A 19,568-nucleotide genomic window follows, 5' to 3' on the forward strand; every position below is an offset into this window, starting at 1 on the left:
TTGGATAAACCTATGTTGAAGAACGGCTCACTTACAGAATCAGACTGGATTGCTTATCTTTCAGAAAACCTAACGTCTTCGGATACTGTTCCGACAGAAGGCGATCGTCCATCTCCGATGCTTGATCGAATTGCTGTCGATAGAATTTCTCCTGTTTTGAGCAAACCGATTACTGAAGTAGTCACATCTCCGATTTCATCGGGACTGATCAAAGATCGGTTCCGCGAAGGAATCATTGATCGATCGGTGTTGACCGACTTAACAACAGCAAATCTGGCTAAGTCTAATTTAGCGATTCAAGCGAAGCCAGAATGGACAGTGGCGGCTCAGCAAGTCTATCGGCAAGTTCCACCTGTTCCAATGCTCGGTGATCCCATCCAAGTTGGAAATTTTCTACTCTGGGCTGACCCGCAAGCAGACACCATTGAGGTCAAATTACCGGAGCGATTTGTTCAACTTGATCCACGCTACATTAAGCCTTTGCCAAAACCAATCTTAATCGACCAACGAATCAATCCCGTCGATCGCATCATTGCTCCCCCAATGCTGACTGCGAATCTACCAACAATGGTCGATCGAGCAACAATGATCGATCGCGTCGTTCTCCGTCCCGATATCATCGATGCGCTTAAAGTTCAGAAAGTTAGAGTTCCAGCCCGGCGTGCTTTTTTTACAACCGTTGCACCAGAGCTTCAATCCTTCCGATTGATGGTGCAACAAGGTCAACCCGGACAAGCCACAGTCGGCACAGCGCTATTAACCGTTAGTCTGTACACGAAAGATTCAGCAGAACTCTTAGAAACCCATCGATTGAAGTGGACAGATGCCCTAACTCAAGCAGGCTATGGCGCTCGAATCTGGAAATTTCTGCCGATTAATTTACAGCAACTTCAACCCTTTCTGGATATTGATGCTCAACAGTTACGATCGCCCATTCAAGTTTCCACCAATGCAGGTGCAGGTACAGCAACCTTTTTACTGGAACTTTCTGAGATTGGAACTCAGATTTGGAGACAAGCGTTAGAACGCCGTCAGCCTGAGCAGATCACTGGAGTTGCAAGATTTACGGCTAAGTTCTATGCCCGCACCGACGATCGCCTACAAATCCGGGAGCAGAACTTCTCTGCGACTTTAGCAACCTTACTCTCTGGTTGCGGTTCAGAACATATCGAAGTCCTCAATCCGACCTTAGCCTTAACGACTTCAATTCTTGCCCAGCGACACGCCTTTGTAGACTCAACGACTGTAATTTGGGATATCGATCGATCTGAACACAGTTTTTCCGGCACTGAGGATGGAGTTTTAACGGGTGTGATTACAACAGACAATTTAGAAGGGGTACAGGTCAACTGGAAAGCACAAGTGAAGTATCGTTTCTCAAGCTGGTCGATCGGAGTTCAGCAAGGGAAACTATCTTTGCGAAACTCAATCGGAATTATTAAACCAGGCTCAACTGAATGGATTCGAGAATTCACGGTTTACACAGTGATGATGGCAAGCCCGACACAAGTTGCAACGGATCTCATTGATTTTGAAGACCTCGAAGTAGAAGCGGTTCTAACCTTTAACGCGGATTATCTCACTCTGCCACTCGCCACAACATTCAAACCTCGACATCTAGATGTTACAGAAGTTCCCTTTCCCGTCCAACCCGGACAGGCACCCAAGCAGGTTGGAATTACAGTCGTCGTGCGCTCGAAGTCCAGCGATCGCATCCTAGCCGCTCCTCCCCCTCGAATCTTGGCTCCTTCGTCCTCTTTAATCAATCTCAAAGTCTTTCGGGATGGCACGATCGATGTGGTCACAAACATCGATCCAATTTCAGAAAGCTCGATCGATGGCGATCTATTCGATTTGGTTCACAACCTCAAAGCATCCGATAACTAAAATTTGACAGCAGTTTGAATGATAAGCGCTCTGCATCTTCAAACTGCTCGACGATACACTCAGGACTGCTCGGTGGAACATTCAAAGTCTCTCCCGAACTTACTGCTTCTCATTCTCATTCTGGTGGGAGATTGTTGCACTGACTGAATCCACAAAATCAGTTACCGCTTGCACCAGTGACTTGGGTAAGTGATTACGGAACCATTGATACATATACAGCAAGGTTAAACCATTCACTTTCTTCTGGGTAAATAGCTCCTCCTGCAAATCATTCAAATGCTCTAGAGCGCGATGTCTCACTTCTTTTGGAGCTTCTGCACTCACTTGAGCGCGGAGCTGCTTGAAGTTCTGCTGCAATGAACTGAGATCCGATCGATCCGAAGAAAGCGCCGCGATCGAGGAAATGTAGCTGCCATTCATGCTCGTAATCGGAAGCACTTTCAGGCGTTCAACGAACTGCTCTTCCCGTCGAATCTGATCGAGTAAGCGCTTTACCTGAGCATTGTTCGGTTCAATCGCATACGCTTCTTCGAGCTGCGCGATCGCTTCATCGTTTTCACCTAAGTTGTGCAGTTCTTCAGCATAGTCATACAACGCTTCAACATAGTTATCTTGCACCCGTACTGCATCGACTAGGTAAGCTCTGCGGTAATGTCTTAAAGCCTGGGGAAACTCTCGCAGCTCTATCAAGCTATCTGCAAGCTCAAACAATGCTTCAAAGTGATTCGGATTGTGTCTGAGCGATTCATTTAACAAGCTAACAATCCTTGGCGTTGTGCCCCGACGACGCGCCGCTTTTGCCGTTTCGTACAAGGTTTTTGCTTTGACATCCAAATCCTCTAGTTCGCGTAGTTCACGGCGGATCGGATGACGTTGCACCAGCCAACGACGCACCAGTTCGATCGACACGCGATAGGTTGCAACGCTAGGTGGCATCGAAGTGCGACGGACTCCGATCCCAGAGCGGCTTCCAGTCGTCCGAAGAAATCGCCAATCGACCAGATTGATCACTCCATTGCGAATCGGCTCCGTGAGTTCAACTCCGCATTCGCGCAACAGTTCTAGCGACTCAGCTTCGCTAAAATCTAAGCTTGAGAGTTCTGGGTACTGCAATTGACGAGCGCGAGGCACTTCCGCCGCCGCAGAAAATACAACTCGTTCCGGTAGGGGAATCCCTTCCCAAAACCAGCCCAAGCCGCCTTCTCCAAGCTCGATTGCCCGATCGACATTTGCTCTGACATCCGAGCGCGTGACTCGCCAGCAATTCTCACTCCGGGCATGAGTAAACAGCGTGAAGCAGATCACCTGAGTAAAGTAGGGATGTCCTGCAGATAGCTCTAAAATGGCATCGATCGCCTCTAAGTCATACTCCAAAATCCCTTTTGCTGGAACTGTGACCAATTGTTCTGCACTTTGACGATCGAGCAATCCCACTTCCTGGTTGGGTGCTTCTCGAAACAAACTCAGCATCGCGGGTAAATCATCTAATTGCCGCCCAACCACCGGAATTAAATAAAGATGCGGATAGTCATACACTCCCGCTTGCAGAAAGTGAAACAGATTTCCTGCCGCTTGATCAACCGTTCGATTGTAAAGCGCGTCAAATTCGTCTAAGAGCAGCACCACATTCTCAACGGCTAACTCTCGTCGCAGATTCGGGATAAACTGCCGCAAAAATAGACTCGGATCACGCTGAAACTCCTCGATCGTCGGGATTTCCATGTGCTCCTTAAGACAATCAAACTGCTGCACCGCATCCCGCGCTAACTCATAAACCACTTCACCGATCGATTTGCGGCTATCTCCTTCGAGCGACAAGAGAACAAACGCAAACTGCGGCAGGTTAACCGATCGTGGAATTTGCGCTAAGACCGACGACTTGCCGATGCGTCGCTGTCCGTGCAGCAAAATCACCTGCGCTCCCTGAAGCAAATTGTCTGTGATGAACTCAAATAAACGATCGCGCCCAAAAAAGCAGTTGGGTTCGGCGATCGGACGACCGATAATGTATGGATTTCTGCGTTGCTCGATTAAGTAGCTCATAGCAGCAATTCGCTTAACCCGCTTTTGATTATCACAAGATCAATCCGGTGGATAGGGCAGCAGTAATTTTTCCTAACCAGGTCAGAATAGTCGGCACCTCGTCTTTGTTTTGCCACAGCCAGCGAATTGCGTTTGTGACCGTTTCCGCTTGCCGACGGCTCATCAGATTGAGAAAGGTGCGCTGTCTCGCTTGCAGTGCTTCTTCGTCACTGTTTTCGATCTCCTTAATCACCCACCATTCCATCAGCGAGGACGCAAAGCGATAATACTTTTTGCCTTCTTGAAATTGACAGAGGACGATCCCGCGTTCTTCGAGATCCCTTAATTCTCGCTCTTTTTGACTAAAGATTACATCCGTATCACCCAAGTCATAACGTTTCTTCAGTAACCGCCCTTTGAGGTGAGTCAGAGCGAGCAGCATCATCAAGCTTTGCTCGATTTCACTGGAGAAGTTCCAGTTGTCCTCGAAGTAGTGTTCGGTGGCGCGACGAAATTCCGCAACAAAAGCATTGGGATCGGGCAGGCGATTGGCGCGAAATTCTCGGAATAAAAGGTAGCCCGCAACTTGCAGGAGCGTTGGACTGCCATCGGCAATGTCTCGAATGCCTTCTTTGATCGCGGGCGTGAGCGGCAATCCGCCTAAAAGTGCGGCTGCCTCAGTTTCACTAAACGGTTTGAGCGGCTGAAAGAGGTAATGGTTATACCAGGGGGATTCATTTGGCTTGAGTTTGATCCCGGCTTCATTCAGGCGACGCAGTGAAGTGACAATGCTGGCAAGATGCTGGCTTTCTTTTGAGTGGGAGGCAAGATTGCGACAATCATTGAGGAAGTCAGCCGCATCTTGTTCGCTGTAGTCCTCAGTCGGCTGAAGCGCGACATCATAATCATCAATCAACAGCAGCAAAAATTTCTCTTTCTTGCCCAACAGCCGCAGAATCGATCGCAGCGCATCTTTACTCGCTGTAAGCCGCTCCAGGTGGCGATCGACTTCGGTTTGAATTTCCGGTTCATCGGTCAGGGCATCTTTCAGAATGAGAAAAACTTCTCGCCAGAAATTTGCCGCCGTAAATGGCGTAACTCCCAAGCAACTGAGCAGCACAATCACCGCTTTTGACGGATCGTGTCCCCGAAATGCCCAAGTCTGCGGAGCCGCGATCATTTGGAGAAAGGAGGTTTTGCCGATCCCAGACCCACCCCAAACTGCCAGATGTCCCCGAATGAGAATTTGGTCGAATGCAGTTTCGATCTCGTTACCGCGCCCGATAAAGGCGAGCGGCGACACAGGTTTACCAGGCACATAGGGATTTCGTAAAAATGGGGAATCGGTCATGGCAATATCTAGGGGCGATCGTCGATAGCAATCCTAAGCGAGAGTCTTTCGTGCCCTTATCCCCAGCCCTTCTCCCCCAGGGAGAAGGGAGCTAGAATTCTTGTCCCCTCTCCCTGAGGGAGAGGGTGAGGGTGAGGGTTGACACGCTAGGCTTTCACAAATTTATAGCTTTCACAAATCAATGAGGATTTTTATAGCTCGATCGTAGCGACGATCCCCAAAATCTGCGACCTATACGTTAACCACTTCAACCCGGGGCTTCTCGATCGCTTTGATCCCCGCCAAATCAAGAATTTCTGGGATCAAGTCTTCGCGTTTGACTGCCATCATGTGAACACCCTCACACAACTCTTTTGCCAGCTTCACTTGTTCCGCCGCGATCAGCATTCCTTCTCGGAGGGGGTCAGCCGCTTTTTCTAGGCGATCGATAATATGCTCTGGAATATTTACACCCGGAACGGCGCGATTGATAAATCTGGCATTTTTAGCAGATTTGAGTAAGAAGATTCCTGCAAGCACAGGTTTACCGCAGTTTGAGGCAATCTGAGTCATAAATTTTTCCAAGCGGTCGAAATCGGTAATTAACTGACTTTGGAAAAACTGTGCGCCTGCTTCGACCTTGCGCTCAAATCGCTTTTGCAAACCTGACCAACTGCCACACTGCGGATCAACTGCCGCACCCACGAATAAATCAGTTTCACCATCGCTTAGCGCTCGATCGTTCCAGTCCAACCCGCCATTCAGCTTGCCGATCATCTGCAACAACCGCACCGATTCCAGCTCGAACACTGCTTTTGCGTCAGGATGATCGCCAGCTTTGACCGGATCACCTGTAAGCGCCAGCACATTCCGAATGCCCAAGGCATGAGCGCCGAGCAAATCGGCTTGTAAACCGATCGCATTACGATCGCGGCAAGCGACTTGATAAATCGGCTCGATTCCCTGCTGCAGCAAGAGCGCCGCCGAAACCAGCGACGACATTCGCATCACCGCCCGACTACCATCGGTAATATTCACACCATGCACCCGTCCTTTGAGCAACTGCGCCATTTGCAGCATATGCGTCGGATTAGTCCCCTTGGGGGGTGCGACTTCTGCGGTGACGAGGAATTCGCCTTTTTTGGCGGCAGTGCGAAGAGCAGATAGAGGGGCGTGACCAAGGAAATTCGAGAATTGCGGATAGGTCATGAGCGATCGTTAGGGTGCGACTTCTTGATTTAGCGTATCGGGGGAGATTGAGAATTTTGAAGTCACTTGCCGAAACCTTTAGAAAAAGCAGTGAATTCAGAAGAAATTCGTGAAGTTACGGTTGATCTGTTAGCCAGGTAGCGTGTAGCCCATCGCTTTTTTTGCCTTGGTTAACGTTTGGTTCGCCACTTCGGATGCCTTTTCTCGACCCGATCGCAGTACCGATTCAAGATAGCCTTGGTCGGCTCGAATGGCGTGATATTTCTCCTGAATCGGTTTGAGGGCTGAGATCGTCGTTTCGGTGAGCAACGGTTTGAACTGTCCCCAGCCCATGTCCTGACATTCGGCAGCAACTTCATCTTTTGTTTTACCCGACAGCAGCAGATAAAGCGTCAGTAGATTGGTACATTCTGGACGCTGGGGATCACCAAAGGTTAAGCCGCGAATCGGATCAGTTTTACAGCGCTTGATTTTGTTTTGAATCACATCGGGCGGGTCGAGCAAATTAATCCGGCTCAGTTCCGACGGGTCAGACTTCGACATCTTTTTCGTGCCATCGGTCAAGCTCATGACTCGCGCACCGTCAGCCCGAATCAGCGCATCGGGACGTTTGAGAACCGGAGCATCGGGAGTCGTGAATTTGAAGTTGAAGCGATCGACTAAATCCCGCGTTAGTTCTAAATGCTGCTTTTGGTCTTCTCCGACCGGAACTTTATCCGGTTCGTACAGCAGAATATCCGATGCCATCAGCACTGGATAGGTGAGCAGACCTGTGCCGACATCTTGACCTTGCTTGATCCGTTTTTCTTTGAATTGGATCATGTCTTCGAGCCAGTTGAGCGGCGTAATGCAGCTTAATAACCAGGAAAACTCAGCATGAGCGGGGACATGAGATTGTACAAAAATGGTCGTGTGTTCTAAATCGAGTCCACAAGCGAGATAGAGTGCAGCAACTTCATAGGTGTTTTCTGCCAGCGTGGTGCGATCGTGCGGCACCGTAATCGCATGGAGATCAGCAAGAAAGAAATAGTTGTCGTACTGGTCTTGTCCTTCGACCCAGTTGCGAATTGCGCCCAAATAATTACCGAGATGAAGGTTTCCGGTGGTTTGAACGCCAGAAAGAACCCGCTGCTTAGTCATACCGTTTGTCAAATCGCCTGTGATTTTCTCTTTTGCCCATCATAGATGAGAGGCGACTATCTCGCTCTGCCGATTTGTCGAAAGAACTTTTGTACAGGAGCGCGAAATCCAGGGAGTAGCGGCGAGGTGATTTCGTCTTGGGCTTTGTACGTTGCAACTCGCTTAAGCGCAGCATTCTCGCGACGATAAACTTCGACCTGCTGGAGTTCGCGGCTGACAATCCAGTATTCCTCAACGCCTTGGGTGGAATAAAGTTTAAGTTTGGCTTCACGATCGCGTCTTTCGTTCGTTGTGCCCGGAGACAAAACTTCGACAATGAGTTCGGGGGCAGCAGTAAAATGTCCAGCTTCGTCAATGATTTGAGTCAGACGATCAACGCTTACCCAAACAACATCCGGAATGACGCTATCTGCTTCACTAAAAATGATGCCAGGAACTGGAAAAGCCTCGCCGAGTTGAGTCTCATCCGACCAGCTTTGTAATTCACCGCAAATATTACGAATGACAGATTGATGTCTAAGATGCGGCGCTCTCGTCACAAATAATTCTCCATCAATGATTTCATAGCGTTTCCATTCATCGTTGGAAAGCAGCTCAAGATCCGCAGTTGTCCAGCAGACGCGCTCAGGCAGAGTTTTACTCATGAGAATTCTCCACAGCCTTGATTTTTCTTATTTTCGCGCACTTTTCGTTAACCTCAGTTGGACAATTGTTAAGACGCTTTTAACAGGTTTCACAGACATTAACAATTCTCCATCGGGCTAGTTGAGACGGTTTTGCAGGGACGCGCTAGTGTAAGAGAACACGATATGGAGGCAACTGTAAAAATGGCAACGAAACAGCAATTCAACAGCTTTGAAGAGCTACTTTCTGGCTCGGAAATGCCAATCTTGGTAGACTTTTACGCGACTTGGTGCGGGCCTTGCCAAATGATGTCTGGATTTCTTGATCTCACTGCTGATAGCCTCAGAGACAAGCTCAAAATTGTCAAAATTGACGTAGACAAATATCCCGAAATTGCCAGTCAATACGGAATTTCAGCGCTACCTACAATGGTTCTGTTCAAAGAGGCTAAGCCCGTCGATACGATCGAAGGCGTAATCCGACCGCAGCAACTAATTGATCGCGTTCAGCCGTTCCTCTAAAACCGGAATTCGTATTCAAATACGCCTTGTGTGTCGCCGGAGAAATCCGTTGAGCCCCGGAACAATAAGCGATCACTAAATCGGTAGCGCACTCCAAATTGAGTCGGTTGATCCGCCGTTAACACTCGCAACACTGATGCAGATAGGTTGCGAGTGATATCGACCCCAACTTCTGCGGCTAATCCTAGCGTTGAGCCGCGCTGCTGACCCCGATCGAGCAGGGTTGGAAACAGACGAAAATCACTCAGACCAAGCGCGTTACCAATAAATCCTTGAATGTTGGTGAGCAATGCCGACCCCGCTAGGTTAGCAATGCCTAAAGCACTATCGCCCCGTCCCAGCGTGTTGACAAATCCGCCGCCGATTAGGGAAACGATTTCACTCCGGCTGCGGCTCGGACTGCTAGTGAGTTCTAAGTTTTGAAGCAGTTGACTTGCAGGGCCTGTTGCTTTTGCCTGAATTCGCACGGTTCGGAGTGAGCCTAGATTCGCGATCGAGGCAGCAGAAACCGGGCTATCTGACACTTCTGCGGTTCCGGGAGTCGCAATCCGACTTCCAGTAACTTCTGGAACAGAAGCAATCAAGCGGACATCTAGCACCGGATCAAGTCCTCGATCGCGCACGAAGGTTGCAGTCTGCGGATAGCCCCTTTCCAGCACAAACTGGGTTGTGAATAGATTCACCTGCCCGCTTCTAAGGCGAATCGTTCCTTCGGGGCGAAGCGCATCAAGCCTGCCGTTCACAGTCAGAGTACCAGAAGCGACAAAGTTAATCAGCGGTGCGCGGACAATCTGCACCCGATTGCCTAAGACGAGTTTCAGATCGTTTAAGCTGGCGCTGAGTTGAGGAGCCTGGGAATTGGTGCTACCTGATGCAGCAGGAGGCGTTGCTCCACCTGTGGCTTCTGTATCGGGCAATTGAATTTGTCCGTCTGCGAGTTCGACCTCTCCGCCAATTTCGGGTGCAAATGCAGTTCCCAATACTGTAATGTTGCCTGTCACGCCTCCTTGATACAAGCCTTTGCGGTTGATTGCTAGACGATCGAGCGTAATTTGTAGGGGATTGTTTGGATCAGCGTCCGCCGCGACCAGAATCGGTAGCGTTCCTTTGGCGATTACCTGTCCGCGATTGAACTGTCCTTGGAGGCTCTCAACCGAGATGCGATCCCGGTTAAACAAGATCGTGCCTGTGATGTCGGTTAGGGGTTCTTGTAAGGCCGTGGATTCGATCGTCGCACCTGCAAGAACGATCGAGCCTGTGACTTCTGGGCGCAGTAGGGTTCCTGCGACGTTGAGCTTGACGGCACCTTGTCCGTCGCGCCACGCGAGTTGAGGCACTAGCACGTTTAACACAGATAGTCCTTCGTTCTTCACGTCAAGATTCAAGCTAATTTGATTGCTCTCCGGGCGAACACTATCAGGCAGGAGTTGGTAGGGGAAGCTGCCTTCGATCGTAATCGGTTCGTTGGTTGACAGGGCGATGTTGCTGCCGAAATTGAGACGCGAGTTGGTGTAAGTGAAGTTGCCTGTGGCGGAGTTGATTGCTTTGTCATTCAAAAAGCCATCAATGACTCGGATTTGTCCTACGGCAGATGGATTCGTGCGTGTACCGCTAATCGTGACTGTGGTGTTGAGTTTGCCATCGATACCGAGGGGGAGGGGGTAAAAGCGATCGATTTCGGCGATCGGTAAGTTCTGCACTTCTAGCTGTCCGAATTGAGTTTCGCCGCCAAACTGCCCAGTCAGGTTAATCTGGGATTCACCGGATTGAATTCTGAGGGGTTCGAGGGAAACCACACCATTGTTGAGGCTACCAAGGGCGATCACCTGCTGAGCGGTGAGGACACGATCGTTCACCGGTTGGAGTTTGCCGTCGCGCAATCGAATTTGAGATTGATAAGGACGGTATTCCACATCTTGTGCGCGTAAATCGAAGTTTGCTTGAACGCCTTGAGCAGCGGAAGCACTAAGCGTAATTTCACCGCCAAAGTTACCGCGAATATCAGCAGTTTGAGGAATGCGATTGTTGGCGATCGCTTGATTATTCAGTCGCAGTAACGCATTGATTTCGGCAAAGCGACGGAGTTGATCAAACAATAAAGCTTGGGGATTACCGACTGCGACTGGGTTCAGCGCATCGGCGCGGTTGTAGGTCGGTGGTTTTGCTCCACGGGTAAAGTCTTGCAGATCAAAGAACTGTAATCCGCCTAAGACATCTTCGATTCTGCCTTGAGCGATCGCGATTTTGCCGTTGAATTTGGGCTGCGATCGCAAATCGACATTGCCTGAGACAGTGTATTTGCTTTGTCCCCTAGTCAGCACTGTGTCGCCAAATTCAAAGACATTATTGCGATTCACAAAGCTAGTCGAAGCGACATCTGTGCGGAATGATCCAAGCCGGAAGTTTTGCACCGTTGCAGTCCCATCAATCACTCGCAGTCGATCGAGATCAATGTCAAGGTTGCCAGCCAGCGTGCCACCGATGCCACCGTAACGAGAGACATCGACGCCGGGCAAAATAAACCCATCGATCGGGAATTGGCGCACCGCAACCTGGAAGATATTACCCCTGGTTTGTCCAATCAGGCTAGCTTCTCCGCGTTCGACGTTGAGCGATCGGGGTCTGAAGCTGGGCGCGAGATCGAGCGCAATTCGATCCTGAACGCCTGCCACTTTCAGATCAAAGCCTTGTGGTAGCAGATTTAGGGTTCCATTTAGCACTGGATCGAAGGTGATGCCATTCAGCGAGAGTCCCCGCACTGAAACGGTACTGACGACGCTTGGACGATCGGGCGTTCCGGTAATGCGTCCGACGAGATCCACGACACCGGAAAGCTGAGTCACAGGGGGACGAGGAATCGGCAGATTCGAGAGCGCGTATCCGTTGGCTTGAATGGCTAAATTAAGTCCAGTGATTTGTGGCGTTCCGCTCAGGTTTGCCAAAATCGTGCCATTTGCTCGGAAGCCCGAAGAGGTTGCCTGCGGAATGTTGAGTTTCTGACCATCCCAGTTAATCTGCGCGACTAAGGGCGTAGTGACCAACGAGATTCCTTGAGACAGTCTCACTTGTCCATTGGCTCGAACCGTCTCTGGACGTAGAGCATTTAACGCTCCTGTCAATCTCACATTACCGCTCAAGTCTCCGCGTAGTTGTTGAGAGAATTGATTCAGTGCAATTCCAGCGATTTGTGTATCGGCTTGCCAACGTCCTGCGATCGCATTGAAGTTTGCGTTCACAAAACTATTTCCGTTCGTCAGTCTGGCTTGTCCGCTTGCCTGTATATTTTCCAGTTGCGGTGAACTTAATGATCCAGCTACCTGAGCACTGCCGTTAATGATTCCTTGTACTTGTGACGAGAATTGACTAGCTTGAACATTGGAAGCTTGAACTGTGCCACGGAATCGATCGCCGATCGTTTGTCCCTGAGCGGTAACGGTTCCGCCTGCGACTTGAAACACTGCGTTTCTCAGCGCAACGTTTCGACCTGTCACTACAACTTCACCTGTTCCTGGATAAGTTGCTTCTGGCGCTTGGAATTGGGCGATCGTTTGGACGCGATCGAGCCGTCCGATTACTTGTCCTCGTGCATTGACGCGCCCCACGGTGACGGGTAGTGTTCGATTGTTGTAGAGAGCTGCGATCGTATCTCCTGGAATGTTCCAGGCTTGATAGTTCACTGCGATCGACTGAGGCGCATCGAGGTTGAGGTTGCCACTGGCGACAACTGTTCCACCCACTTCGGGCACGGCGCGAACATTCGATAAGGCTAAGTTAAGTGTCTTTGTATCGAGGCGAAAATCACTGCTGACTTGGGACAAATTGATGCGATCGACTCGTGCCGTTTTGGTATTGCGAACGCTGCCGGAAATAATCGGGCTTTGGGTTGCACCTGTAACCCTAACATTTGCGGTCGCTTCTCCGGTAGCTGCAACCGGGAGATTAACTTTGAAGGTACTGAAGAAATCTTCGACTTTGACCGCTCGGACATTTGCCGTGAGGTTAAAGCCTTTTTCAGTGTCGATCGTTCCGTTAGCGGTGAGGGGAATCTTTCCGAGTTGCGAAGAAACTTTCTCAAGCGTAATTAAAGTATCATCGATCTGTAAATTTCCCGATGACTTTGCGAATGTCTGAGGTAATCGCGGAATTTCTACCGTAACATCCTTAAAGTTTGCAGTTCCTCTGACAACTGCACGTTGATCCGGTCTGATTTGAACGTTGACGTTTCCATTCGTGCGACCTTGTTTTAAGTTGATCGGCAGTTTGACTAAACGATCGATTTCCGCAACTAAAAATCCTTGTCCTCGAATATTCAGATTAGAATTCAAACCATTATTAACAATGGTTTCGCCTTGAAGATCGAGCTTGCCTTCTTTAGTGGATTCAGCATCAAGCGTGTAAGCAATCTGCCGATTGTTATCAAAAAAGTTTGCTTCCCCCGCGCCCTGTCGTAACGTGACTGGAATGCGCTTTTGGTTCGGTTTCGGAAACGCATCGAGTTCGATATTGGCATCTTTGAATCGAATTCTCTGGAGTTCAGTTTTGATCAATCCTTCTTGTTCCTGCGCTTTAATCTGCGTTTTGACCCAAACGCCGTCTTTTTCCTGATCCAGATAAACATCCGGTTGCAGCAACGTTATATCCAAATTTAATCGGCGCGTTAACAGCAATTGCAGCAAATTAAATCCGACTTCAACACCTTCCACTGAAGCTCGATCGCGATCGTTCGGGGTTGCGGGGATTGCACTTTTACCAAACCGCAATCCGGTCAGCGAGGCACTTTCAACCTTGCCGAGTTCCACGGGTCGATCGAGCAGTTCGCTGAGATTTCGCTCAATTAAGGGGGCAAGATCTTGCTGTACAAATTTTGATCCGTACCAAATCCCCCCTGCAATGCCCAACGCACCAAGCGCCGCGATCGGGAGTCCGACGCGACCGAGCAGCATCAGCCATAAGCGGCGACGAGTCGGAGTTTCAGGGCGATTGTTGGGGTCAGGAGATTGGGTCATCGACTGGCGGGGGCAGATAGAAAGACAATCTATAGTTACCACACCCGCGAATCTCTAGTGCAAAGAATTTGACAGAATCTATCAATTGATCGCGGTCATTCTATTGATATCCAATAAAAAACGCGATCGTCCGGATAAACGATCGCGAGTCATACCAAATTGATCTTTAATCGCTACAGATCTTGCAAGCCCCCTAAATCCCCCACGAGTGGGGGACTTCAAACCAAAGAAGGACTGGATTCTCAAAGTCCCCCAGAATTGGGGATTTAGGGAGCACGACGGGCATCAACAAAGTGAAAAATCCGTCGAACTCACACCAATTTATGCTTCAGCGGTGCTTTTCGCTTGTTGGGATTTGCTTCTTGCCCGCTTCACTCCCCCAATAATGCCCGAAACAATTAGTCCAGGAATCGGCGAGAACGCAAATGGGACGGGTGTGATCTCACTGGCATCGATTCTGAAAGAGTTACGTATGCCGTCCCCTGCGCTCCAGGTCGGGCTTCCCGTTCCTTGAAATCTATAAGTAGCAGTAGGCGATGATGACCAACCAGAGCCGTTCTGTGCAACTGGAAGATCATTGTTGATGGTGTTTGCCCAACTGAAGCTGTTTCCCGTAACGACGAGCCAGTAGGTTGTGTTTGCCAACAAGGTTGAACCTCCTGGAGCGGTAAACACAAAGTTGTTAGTTGCTCCATTCCCTGGCACAGTTGGATTGATCAACGTATACAGGATTGTATCGGACGGATTATCGGTATCACTTGGGTTGCTTGGATCTTCGGGAAGATTCGTTCGGATTTGCATGGCGGCTGTATCCGCAGAAGTGAACTCCCTCAAGGATAACGCCACTGAATTGAGTGTCCAGTCTCGATTATCCGTTCTAAAGCTCACCGCTTTGAGCTGTGTCGGATTGCCCGTATTAATGCCTGAGCCGTTGTCGGAGTTGATTGGCACGTACAGTGTGTTGCCGTACACATCCAATGCTTGGCTCGGCACAGCCCAACCCATACCTACGATCGTCGCTCCCACCGTACCGAGCGGTAGAAGTCTTGTTGCATTCCTTATCATCGTCTTTAGTGTCTCAGAGAGATTGCTTGCATCGTACAAGTAAAGTTTTCCCTGGTCGCTCGAAAAAACGCTTAACTCGATCGCTAAATCCCCCTAGTTCTCAGTAGAAACACGAATAGGGCGCGATCGTCCCTGATGAAACAAATTCACACTTACGCAGAAGTCGATCTTCTCCTAGTCATGCAGGCACAGTTTACGGATTCACCCCTCGCAGTGCCCGAATTCCCTCCTGAGCGGCTCGCTGTCCTTCTGGATTGTTTTGTTGTTGATACAGTCGAACGGCTGAGCCATAGTCTTTGATTGCACCTGAACGATCGCCGCGTTTAGCCACAAGATTCGCCCGATTGAAATACGCATCCGCTAAGGCTGGATCAAGTCGAATCGCTTCAGTGTAATCAGAAATTGCTTGCTCGATGTTGCCATTGTTAGCGTATTCGATGCCGCGATTGTAGTAGAGATTTGCCGCTCGATTCGCTGGAGTCGGGCTGAGATTTAGCCCCTGAGTGTAAGCCTGGATTGCCGCATTGCGATCGCCCGCCTGCGCTTTACGGATGCCTTCATTAAACCAACCTTCTGCATCGGCAATCTGAGGGCGCGATCCGGGAAACGGTTGGAACAATGACCAAAGAATGGCACCAAACAGCCCCAAAACGAATAAACTTCCGAGTCCAAGCACCAACGGCAGGGGAATGTTGCGCTCTTGCAGATATTGCGAAATCCGATCGTTCGCAGGCTCAAGCTCTGAATCCGACGATCGCAACAACCGCCGATTTCTCAGAAACTGAGTCAATCGATTGCCTGAAGTTTCAAGCTGAGTCTCCGTCTCGACTTGCGGCTCAACTGGAACGATTTCAACCGGAGGCAGTGTCTCTGGTGCGGTATTTTGTGCCTCCTGCTCCATCACAGTTGCGGGTAGGGGTGCAGTCACAAAGGGGTTTTCCGACAGTCCCAATACTTGCCGAAGCTGCAATAGCTCTGCTCGCATATTATCGCTAAGCGGCGACTGACTAACTTGTTCGAGGATGCGATCGTACTGTCGCTGTTTCTCCATCTGCTGACGATGCGGCAAGAGTGCATCTTCTCGAATGGCAATGGCGATGCTTTGAGGAATTCCCTGTCTGATGCGTTGTTCTTCCAGAATGTTGTGTCCGACTAGCGAAATTTCGCCCTGTTCCGCCAAGCTCCTGACCTGTTTGCGGAAGTCCAGATACGGCGCATAGACGACCACAATTCGGTAGCCGTCTGCTGTGCTGTAAAGGTTTGGAGCCAGTGCAGGCGATGTATCTTGCAGATGAGCAGTGATATAAGCGTGAAGTTCAGTCACATCGACCGTACCATCCAACGGACGATTGGCGCTTCCATCTGCCATTCCAGTTTCCAAAGCATCGAGTAAAAGCTGAGTGTAGGTCGATCGCGCCTTAAGTTTGTGCTCGGTTGAATAGTCGATCGAGGTAGGGGAAGTGAGCAAGGCGCGACGATTGCTGCTGAAGTCTTGAGCGATCGCATCAAAGTCCTGAGCGGCAATCATGCCTTGAGTAAAGGTGCCGCTAAAACAACAATCGAGAATCACGACTTGTTTTTGCGATCGACAAGCTTCGAGTTCAGCTTTGAGTTCACTCAATGGATAAGCAGTTTCCTCTAAGTGGGATTGCTGAGTGTTGCGGCAGGGAAAAAACAATGCACCTTGATCATTCACGATCGCGTGACCCGAAACATAAATCAGAGTAGTTTCATCCGGATCACGTAGAGTGCAAAAGGTTTCGATCGTTTCTCTCAGTTGTTTGAGCGTCGGATGCTGAAGCTGCATCACATCATACGCCCGACTTGCACCAATGTCTGGTCGACGCAGCAATTCTTGGAGTGCTTCTGTATCTTGTGAAGGCGCTGTGAGTGAGGGAAAGCTGGGGTCATCATACTGCCCCATTCCAATCAGTAATGCTTCTGTCATCTGCGTCTCCCCAACTCAGTGCGATCGTGCCTGCTTATTTACCAGCAATTATCTGTAAGCAAAGACAACTTTTCAAGCAATCTTACCCATTTTTGGAGGCGAGACTCGTTCCCGCACTAAGAAACAGCTTCAGAGTTTGTCGGTTCTGGAATATTGTCGATCGCATCCTCATCGCCCGGATGAAAATAGCGATAAATCTGTTTCGCAATCTGCATTCCAATGCCGGGGACTGTCGCTAACTGCTCTGGACTCGCTTCACGAATGTAATCGATCGACCGAAATTCTGCGAGGAGTAGCTTTTGGCGGTGATGTCCTAAGCCGGGAATCTCATCTAAGCTCGATCGACGCATCCGCGTGGTACGCTGCTGACGATGGAACGTGACCGCAAATCGGTGTGCTTCATCGCGTAAACGGCGGAGCAATTGAACTCCAGCCTGTTCGGCATCGGTTTCCAGCGGGAAAGATTCACCAGGCAGGAAAATCTCTTCGCGCTGTTTTGCCAAACTCACAACCTTGATATCTTCGAGTAAGTTCATCTCCCGCAGCACATTCACCACAGCAGAAAGCTGACCTTTACCCCCGTCGATCATCACCACATCAGGAAAATCCGAAGACTTTCCAGCAACTAGCGGTTCTCCTTTCGCTTTCGCGGCGGCATACTTGCGGAATCGGCGGGAGATGACTTCTGCCATACTGGCAAAGTCATCCGATCGTCCCGATCGCACGTCTGGATTCTTAATCTTGTAGTGCCGATAATGCTGCTTCGCTGGCAATCCATCAACGAACACGACCTGAGAAGCGACCGCATCCGAACCCTGAATGTGCGAAATGTCGTAGCCTTCAATCCGACGTGGCAACTCTGGCAAATCGAGAATCTCAGCGAGGTCTTGCATCGCTTCCGCATTGCGATCGGCAAACTTCTGCGTCCGCGCTAACTCAATTCCCGCATTGCGCTCGACCATCTCGATCAATTCGGCTTTGGTCTGACGCTGGGGAGCGACGATCGACACCTTCCGCCCTTTCGCCTGACTGAGAAATTCCGCCAGCATTTCACCATCGGGTAACTCATGCTGTACTAGAATCTCTGCCGGAATTTCAACCGGATCAACCGTCTGATAATGCTCTTCGAGAACGCGCTGAAGAATTGCACCATACTCACCTGACTGAGCATCCGCGATAAATCCCAAGCGTCCGACCAGCCGACCTGCACGAATTTGAAACAACTGCACACAGGCATGATGTTCATCGGCAGCAAGGGCGATCGCATCGCGTGAAATCGTATCGTCCGGCAATGCTACCTTTTGATCTGCGCTCAAGCTCTTCAGTCCAGCAATCTGATCCCGCAGTCGGGCAGCGTGTTCAAAGTTGAGGTCTTCAGCCGCTTTCTCCATCTGCGCGGCTAACGATTCCTCTAATTCCCGCGTCCGTCCCTGGAAAATCATCGCCACCTTTTGCACCGTCTTGCGATAGTCCTCCGACGAAATCATCGTCTGACAGACCCCCGGACAGCGCCCAATATCGTAATTCAAACAAGGACGATCCTTAAATAACGGCTGTGGACGCTGACGCAAGGGAAAGATGCGCTTGACTAAATGTAGCGTTGTGCGAAGGGTGCGGCTATCGACATACGGGCCGTAATAACGATCGCGCTCCTTTGCCATACGCCGCTTACGGGTAATGAAAATCCGAGGATACGGCTCCGACCAAGTAATACAGAGATAGGGATACTTCTTATCGTCTTTCAGCAACACATTAAAGTGCGGCTGATGCTGCCGAATCAGATTCGCTTCGAGCGCCAGTGCCTCTGCTTCGGTATCGGTCACGATCACTTCAATTTCGACCACCTGACGCATCATCAGCGTAATTCGGGGTCGAGTATCATGTCCGTTGAAATACGATCGTAAGCGCGATCGTAAGCGCTTCGACTTGCCAATATAGAGAATTTGATCCGTGCGATCGCGCATATAGTACACCCCTGGCTCTTGGGGAATTTCCTTAAGCCGAGCTTCTAAGCGCTCTGGATCATCGATCAGCGACAAAGTTTGAGGAGCAGTCACTTAAAACTTTATGTAAAAGACGGATATTTAAATCTTAAATCAATCTCCACAGACAGGGGTGACGATCACCGAACCGGAATGACTATAGTGCTAAATATTCAGTACCAGACTTGTCTAAGCTATGAATCTACAAGAGTTTGAGAGCCAAACTCGCATCAGTATCGAACGAGCGCTCAATCAACTTCAAACCGCAACTCTATTACTTTCCGCGCTCGAAATTCAAATTCAAGAGTCTGGTGATACTGTCAAGAGCCTGAGTCTCACGATCGAGCAATTCATTAATACGCATCCAGACTATGACTCGATCAGATCCAGACGCTAAGGTTGGCAGGATTAAAGCTTCACGAATCATAGTTTTCTTTACTCGATTAGTTCGGCTTGAATTGCCTGAAGCAACTCAGCCAAGCGAATCGGCTTCACCAAATAACGCCGTGCGCCGAGGCTGAGCGCATTTTGTTGGTCAGTCATAAAGGCGCGAGCCGACACCACAATCACGGGAACCCTGCACCACTCTGAATGGCGCTGCATCTGCTCTAGAATCTCGCAGCCGTCAATATCGGGCAACCTGAGATCGAGTAGTACGACTTGAGGCTGAAACGTTTCTAAGGCTCGATCGAACCCTATGCCCACACCCAAAGCCAATACGCTGTAGCCTTGATAGATTAGATAATCTTCAAGCAGACCTCGGTTTGCCTCATTGTCTTCAATCAGTAGTATTCGGATCGGAGGCTCCGATCCTGTCTCTTGATCACTTGTCAT

Annotated in this window: 13 protein-coding genes; 3 read left to right on the forward strand and 10 right to left on the reverse strand. The window is 49.8% G+C overall.

Annotation, left to right across the window (positions count from 1 at the left end):
- Positions 1-12: 12 nt before the first annotated feature.
- Positions 13-1,887 (forward strand): hypothetical protein, encoded by a 1,875-nt coding sequence (locus H6F51_12130; GenBank protein MBD1823226.1) that lies wholly within the window; start codon positions 13-15, stop codon positions 1,885-1,887.
- A 99-nt stretch (positions 1,888-1,986) separates the two neighbouring features.
- On the opposite strand, the gene H6F51_12135 is transcribed toward H6F51_12130, so the two are convergent.
- The 5 genes from H6F51_12135 to H6F51_12155 form a co-directional block, all read right to left on the reverse strand.
- Positions 1,987-3,930 (reverse strand): tetratricopeptide repeat protein, encoded by a 1,944-nt coding sequence (locus tag H6F51_12135; GenBank protein MBD1823227.1) that lies wholly within the window; start codon positions 3,928-3,930, stop codon positions 1,987-1,989.
- Between the two features lie 31 nt (positions 3,931-3,961).
- Positions 3,962-5,260: an ATP-binding protein gene (locus H6F51_12140; protein ID MBD1823228.1), complete on the reverse strand. Its 1,299-nt coding sequence runs from the start codon at positions 5,258-5,260 to the stop codon at positions 3,962-3,964.
- Between the two features lie 231 nt (positions 5,261-5,491).
- Positions 5,492-6,448, reverse strand: a complete 957-nt coding sequence (locus H6F51_12145) for a methylenetetrahydrofolate reductase (GenBank protein ID MBD1823229.1) — start codon at positions 6,446-6,448, stop codon at positions 5,492-5,494.
- Between the two features lie 129 nt (positions 6,449-6,577).
- A complete protein-coding gene (gene trpS / locus H6F51_12150) occupies positions 6,578-7,588 on the reverse strand; it encodes a tryptophan--tRNA ligase (GenBank protein MBD1823230.1) in 1,011 nt (336 codons plus the stop codon).
- Between the two features lie 56 nt (positions 7,589-7,644).
- The gene (locus tag H6F51_12155) at positions 7,645-8,232 is read right to left on the reverse strand and encodes a Uma2 family endonuclease (protein MBD1823231.1); all 588 of its coding nucleotides are present in this window, start codon (positions 8,230-8,232) and stop codon (positions 7,645-7,647) included.
- A gap of 183 nt (positions 8,233-8,415) precedes the next feature.
- On the opposite strand from H6F51_12155, the gene trxA reads away from it, so the two are divergent.
- Positions 8,416-8,733, forward strand: a complete 318-nt coding sequence (gene trxA / locus H6F51_12160; GenBank protein ID MBD1823232.1) for a thioredoxin — start codon at positions 8,416-8,418, stop codon at positions 8,731-8,733.
- Here the strand turns inward: trxA and H6F51_12165 are convergent.
- The 4 genes from H6F51_12165 to uvrC form a co-directional block, all read right to left on the reverse strand.
- A complete protein-coding gene (locus H6F51_12165; protein ID MBD1823233.1) occupies positions 8,730-13,739 on the reverse strand; it encodes a translocation/assembly module TamB domain-containing protein in 5,010 nt (1,669 codons plus the stop codon). The two genes, trxA and H6F51_12165, sit on opposite strands and share 4 nt — an antisense overlap.
- Before the next feature lie 321 nt (positions 13,740-14,060).
- The gene (locus tag H6F51_12170) at positions 14,061-14,804 is read right to left on the reverse strand and encodes a hypothetical protein (GenBank protein MBD1823234.1); all 744 of its coding nucleotides are present in this window, start codon (positions 14,802-14,804) and stop codon (positions 14,061-14,063) included.
- 193 nt (positions 14,805-14,997) lie between these two features.
- Positions 14,998-16,752, reverse strand: coding sequence for a tetratricopeptide repeat protein (locus H6F51_12175; protein ID MBD1823235.1), 1,755 nt, complete (start codon positions 16,750-16,752; stop codon positions 14,998-15,000).
- 116 nt (positions 16,753-16,868) lie between these two features.
- Positions 16,869-18,809 carry an excinuclease ABC subunit UvrC gene (gene uvrC, locus H6F51_12180; protein MBD1823236.1) on the reverse strand — a complete coding sequence of 647 codons (1,941 nt, stop codon included), beginning with the start codon at positions 18,807-18,809 and terminating at the stop codon, positions 16,869-16,871.
- A gap of 121 nt (positions 18,810-18,930) precedes the next feature.
- Here uvrC and H6F51_12185 point away from each other — a divergent pair, with 121 nt between their 5' ends.
- Positions 18,931-19,131: a hypothetical protein gene (locus tag H6F51_12185; GenBank protein ID MBD1823237.1), complete on the forward strand. Its 201-nt coding sequence runs from the start codon at positions 18,931-18,933 to the stop codon at positions 19,129-19,131.
- Positions 19,132-19,169: 38 nt separating this feature from the next.
- Here H6F51_12185 and H6F51_12190 read toward each other — a convergent pair whose 3' ends face one another.
- Positions 19,170-19,568, reverse strand: a complete 399-nt coding sequence (locus H6F51_12190) for a response regulator (protein ID MBD1823238.1) — start codon at positions 19,566-19,568, stop codon at positions 19,170-19,172.

The sequence above is a fragment of the Cyanobacteria bacterium FACHB-DQ100 genome (assembly GCA_014695195.1).
Lineage (GTDB): Bacteria > Cyanobacteriota > Cyanobacteriia > Leptolyngbyales > Leptolyngbyaceae > Leptolyngbya.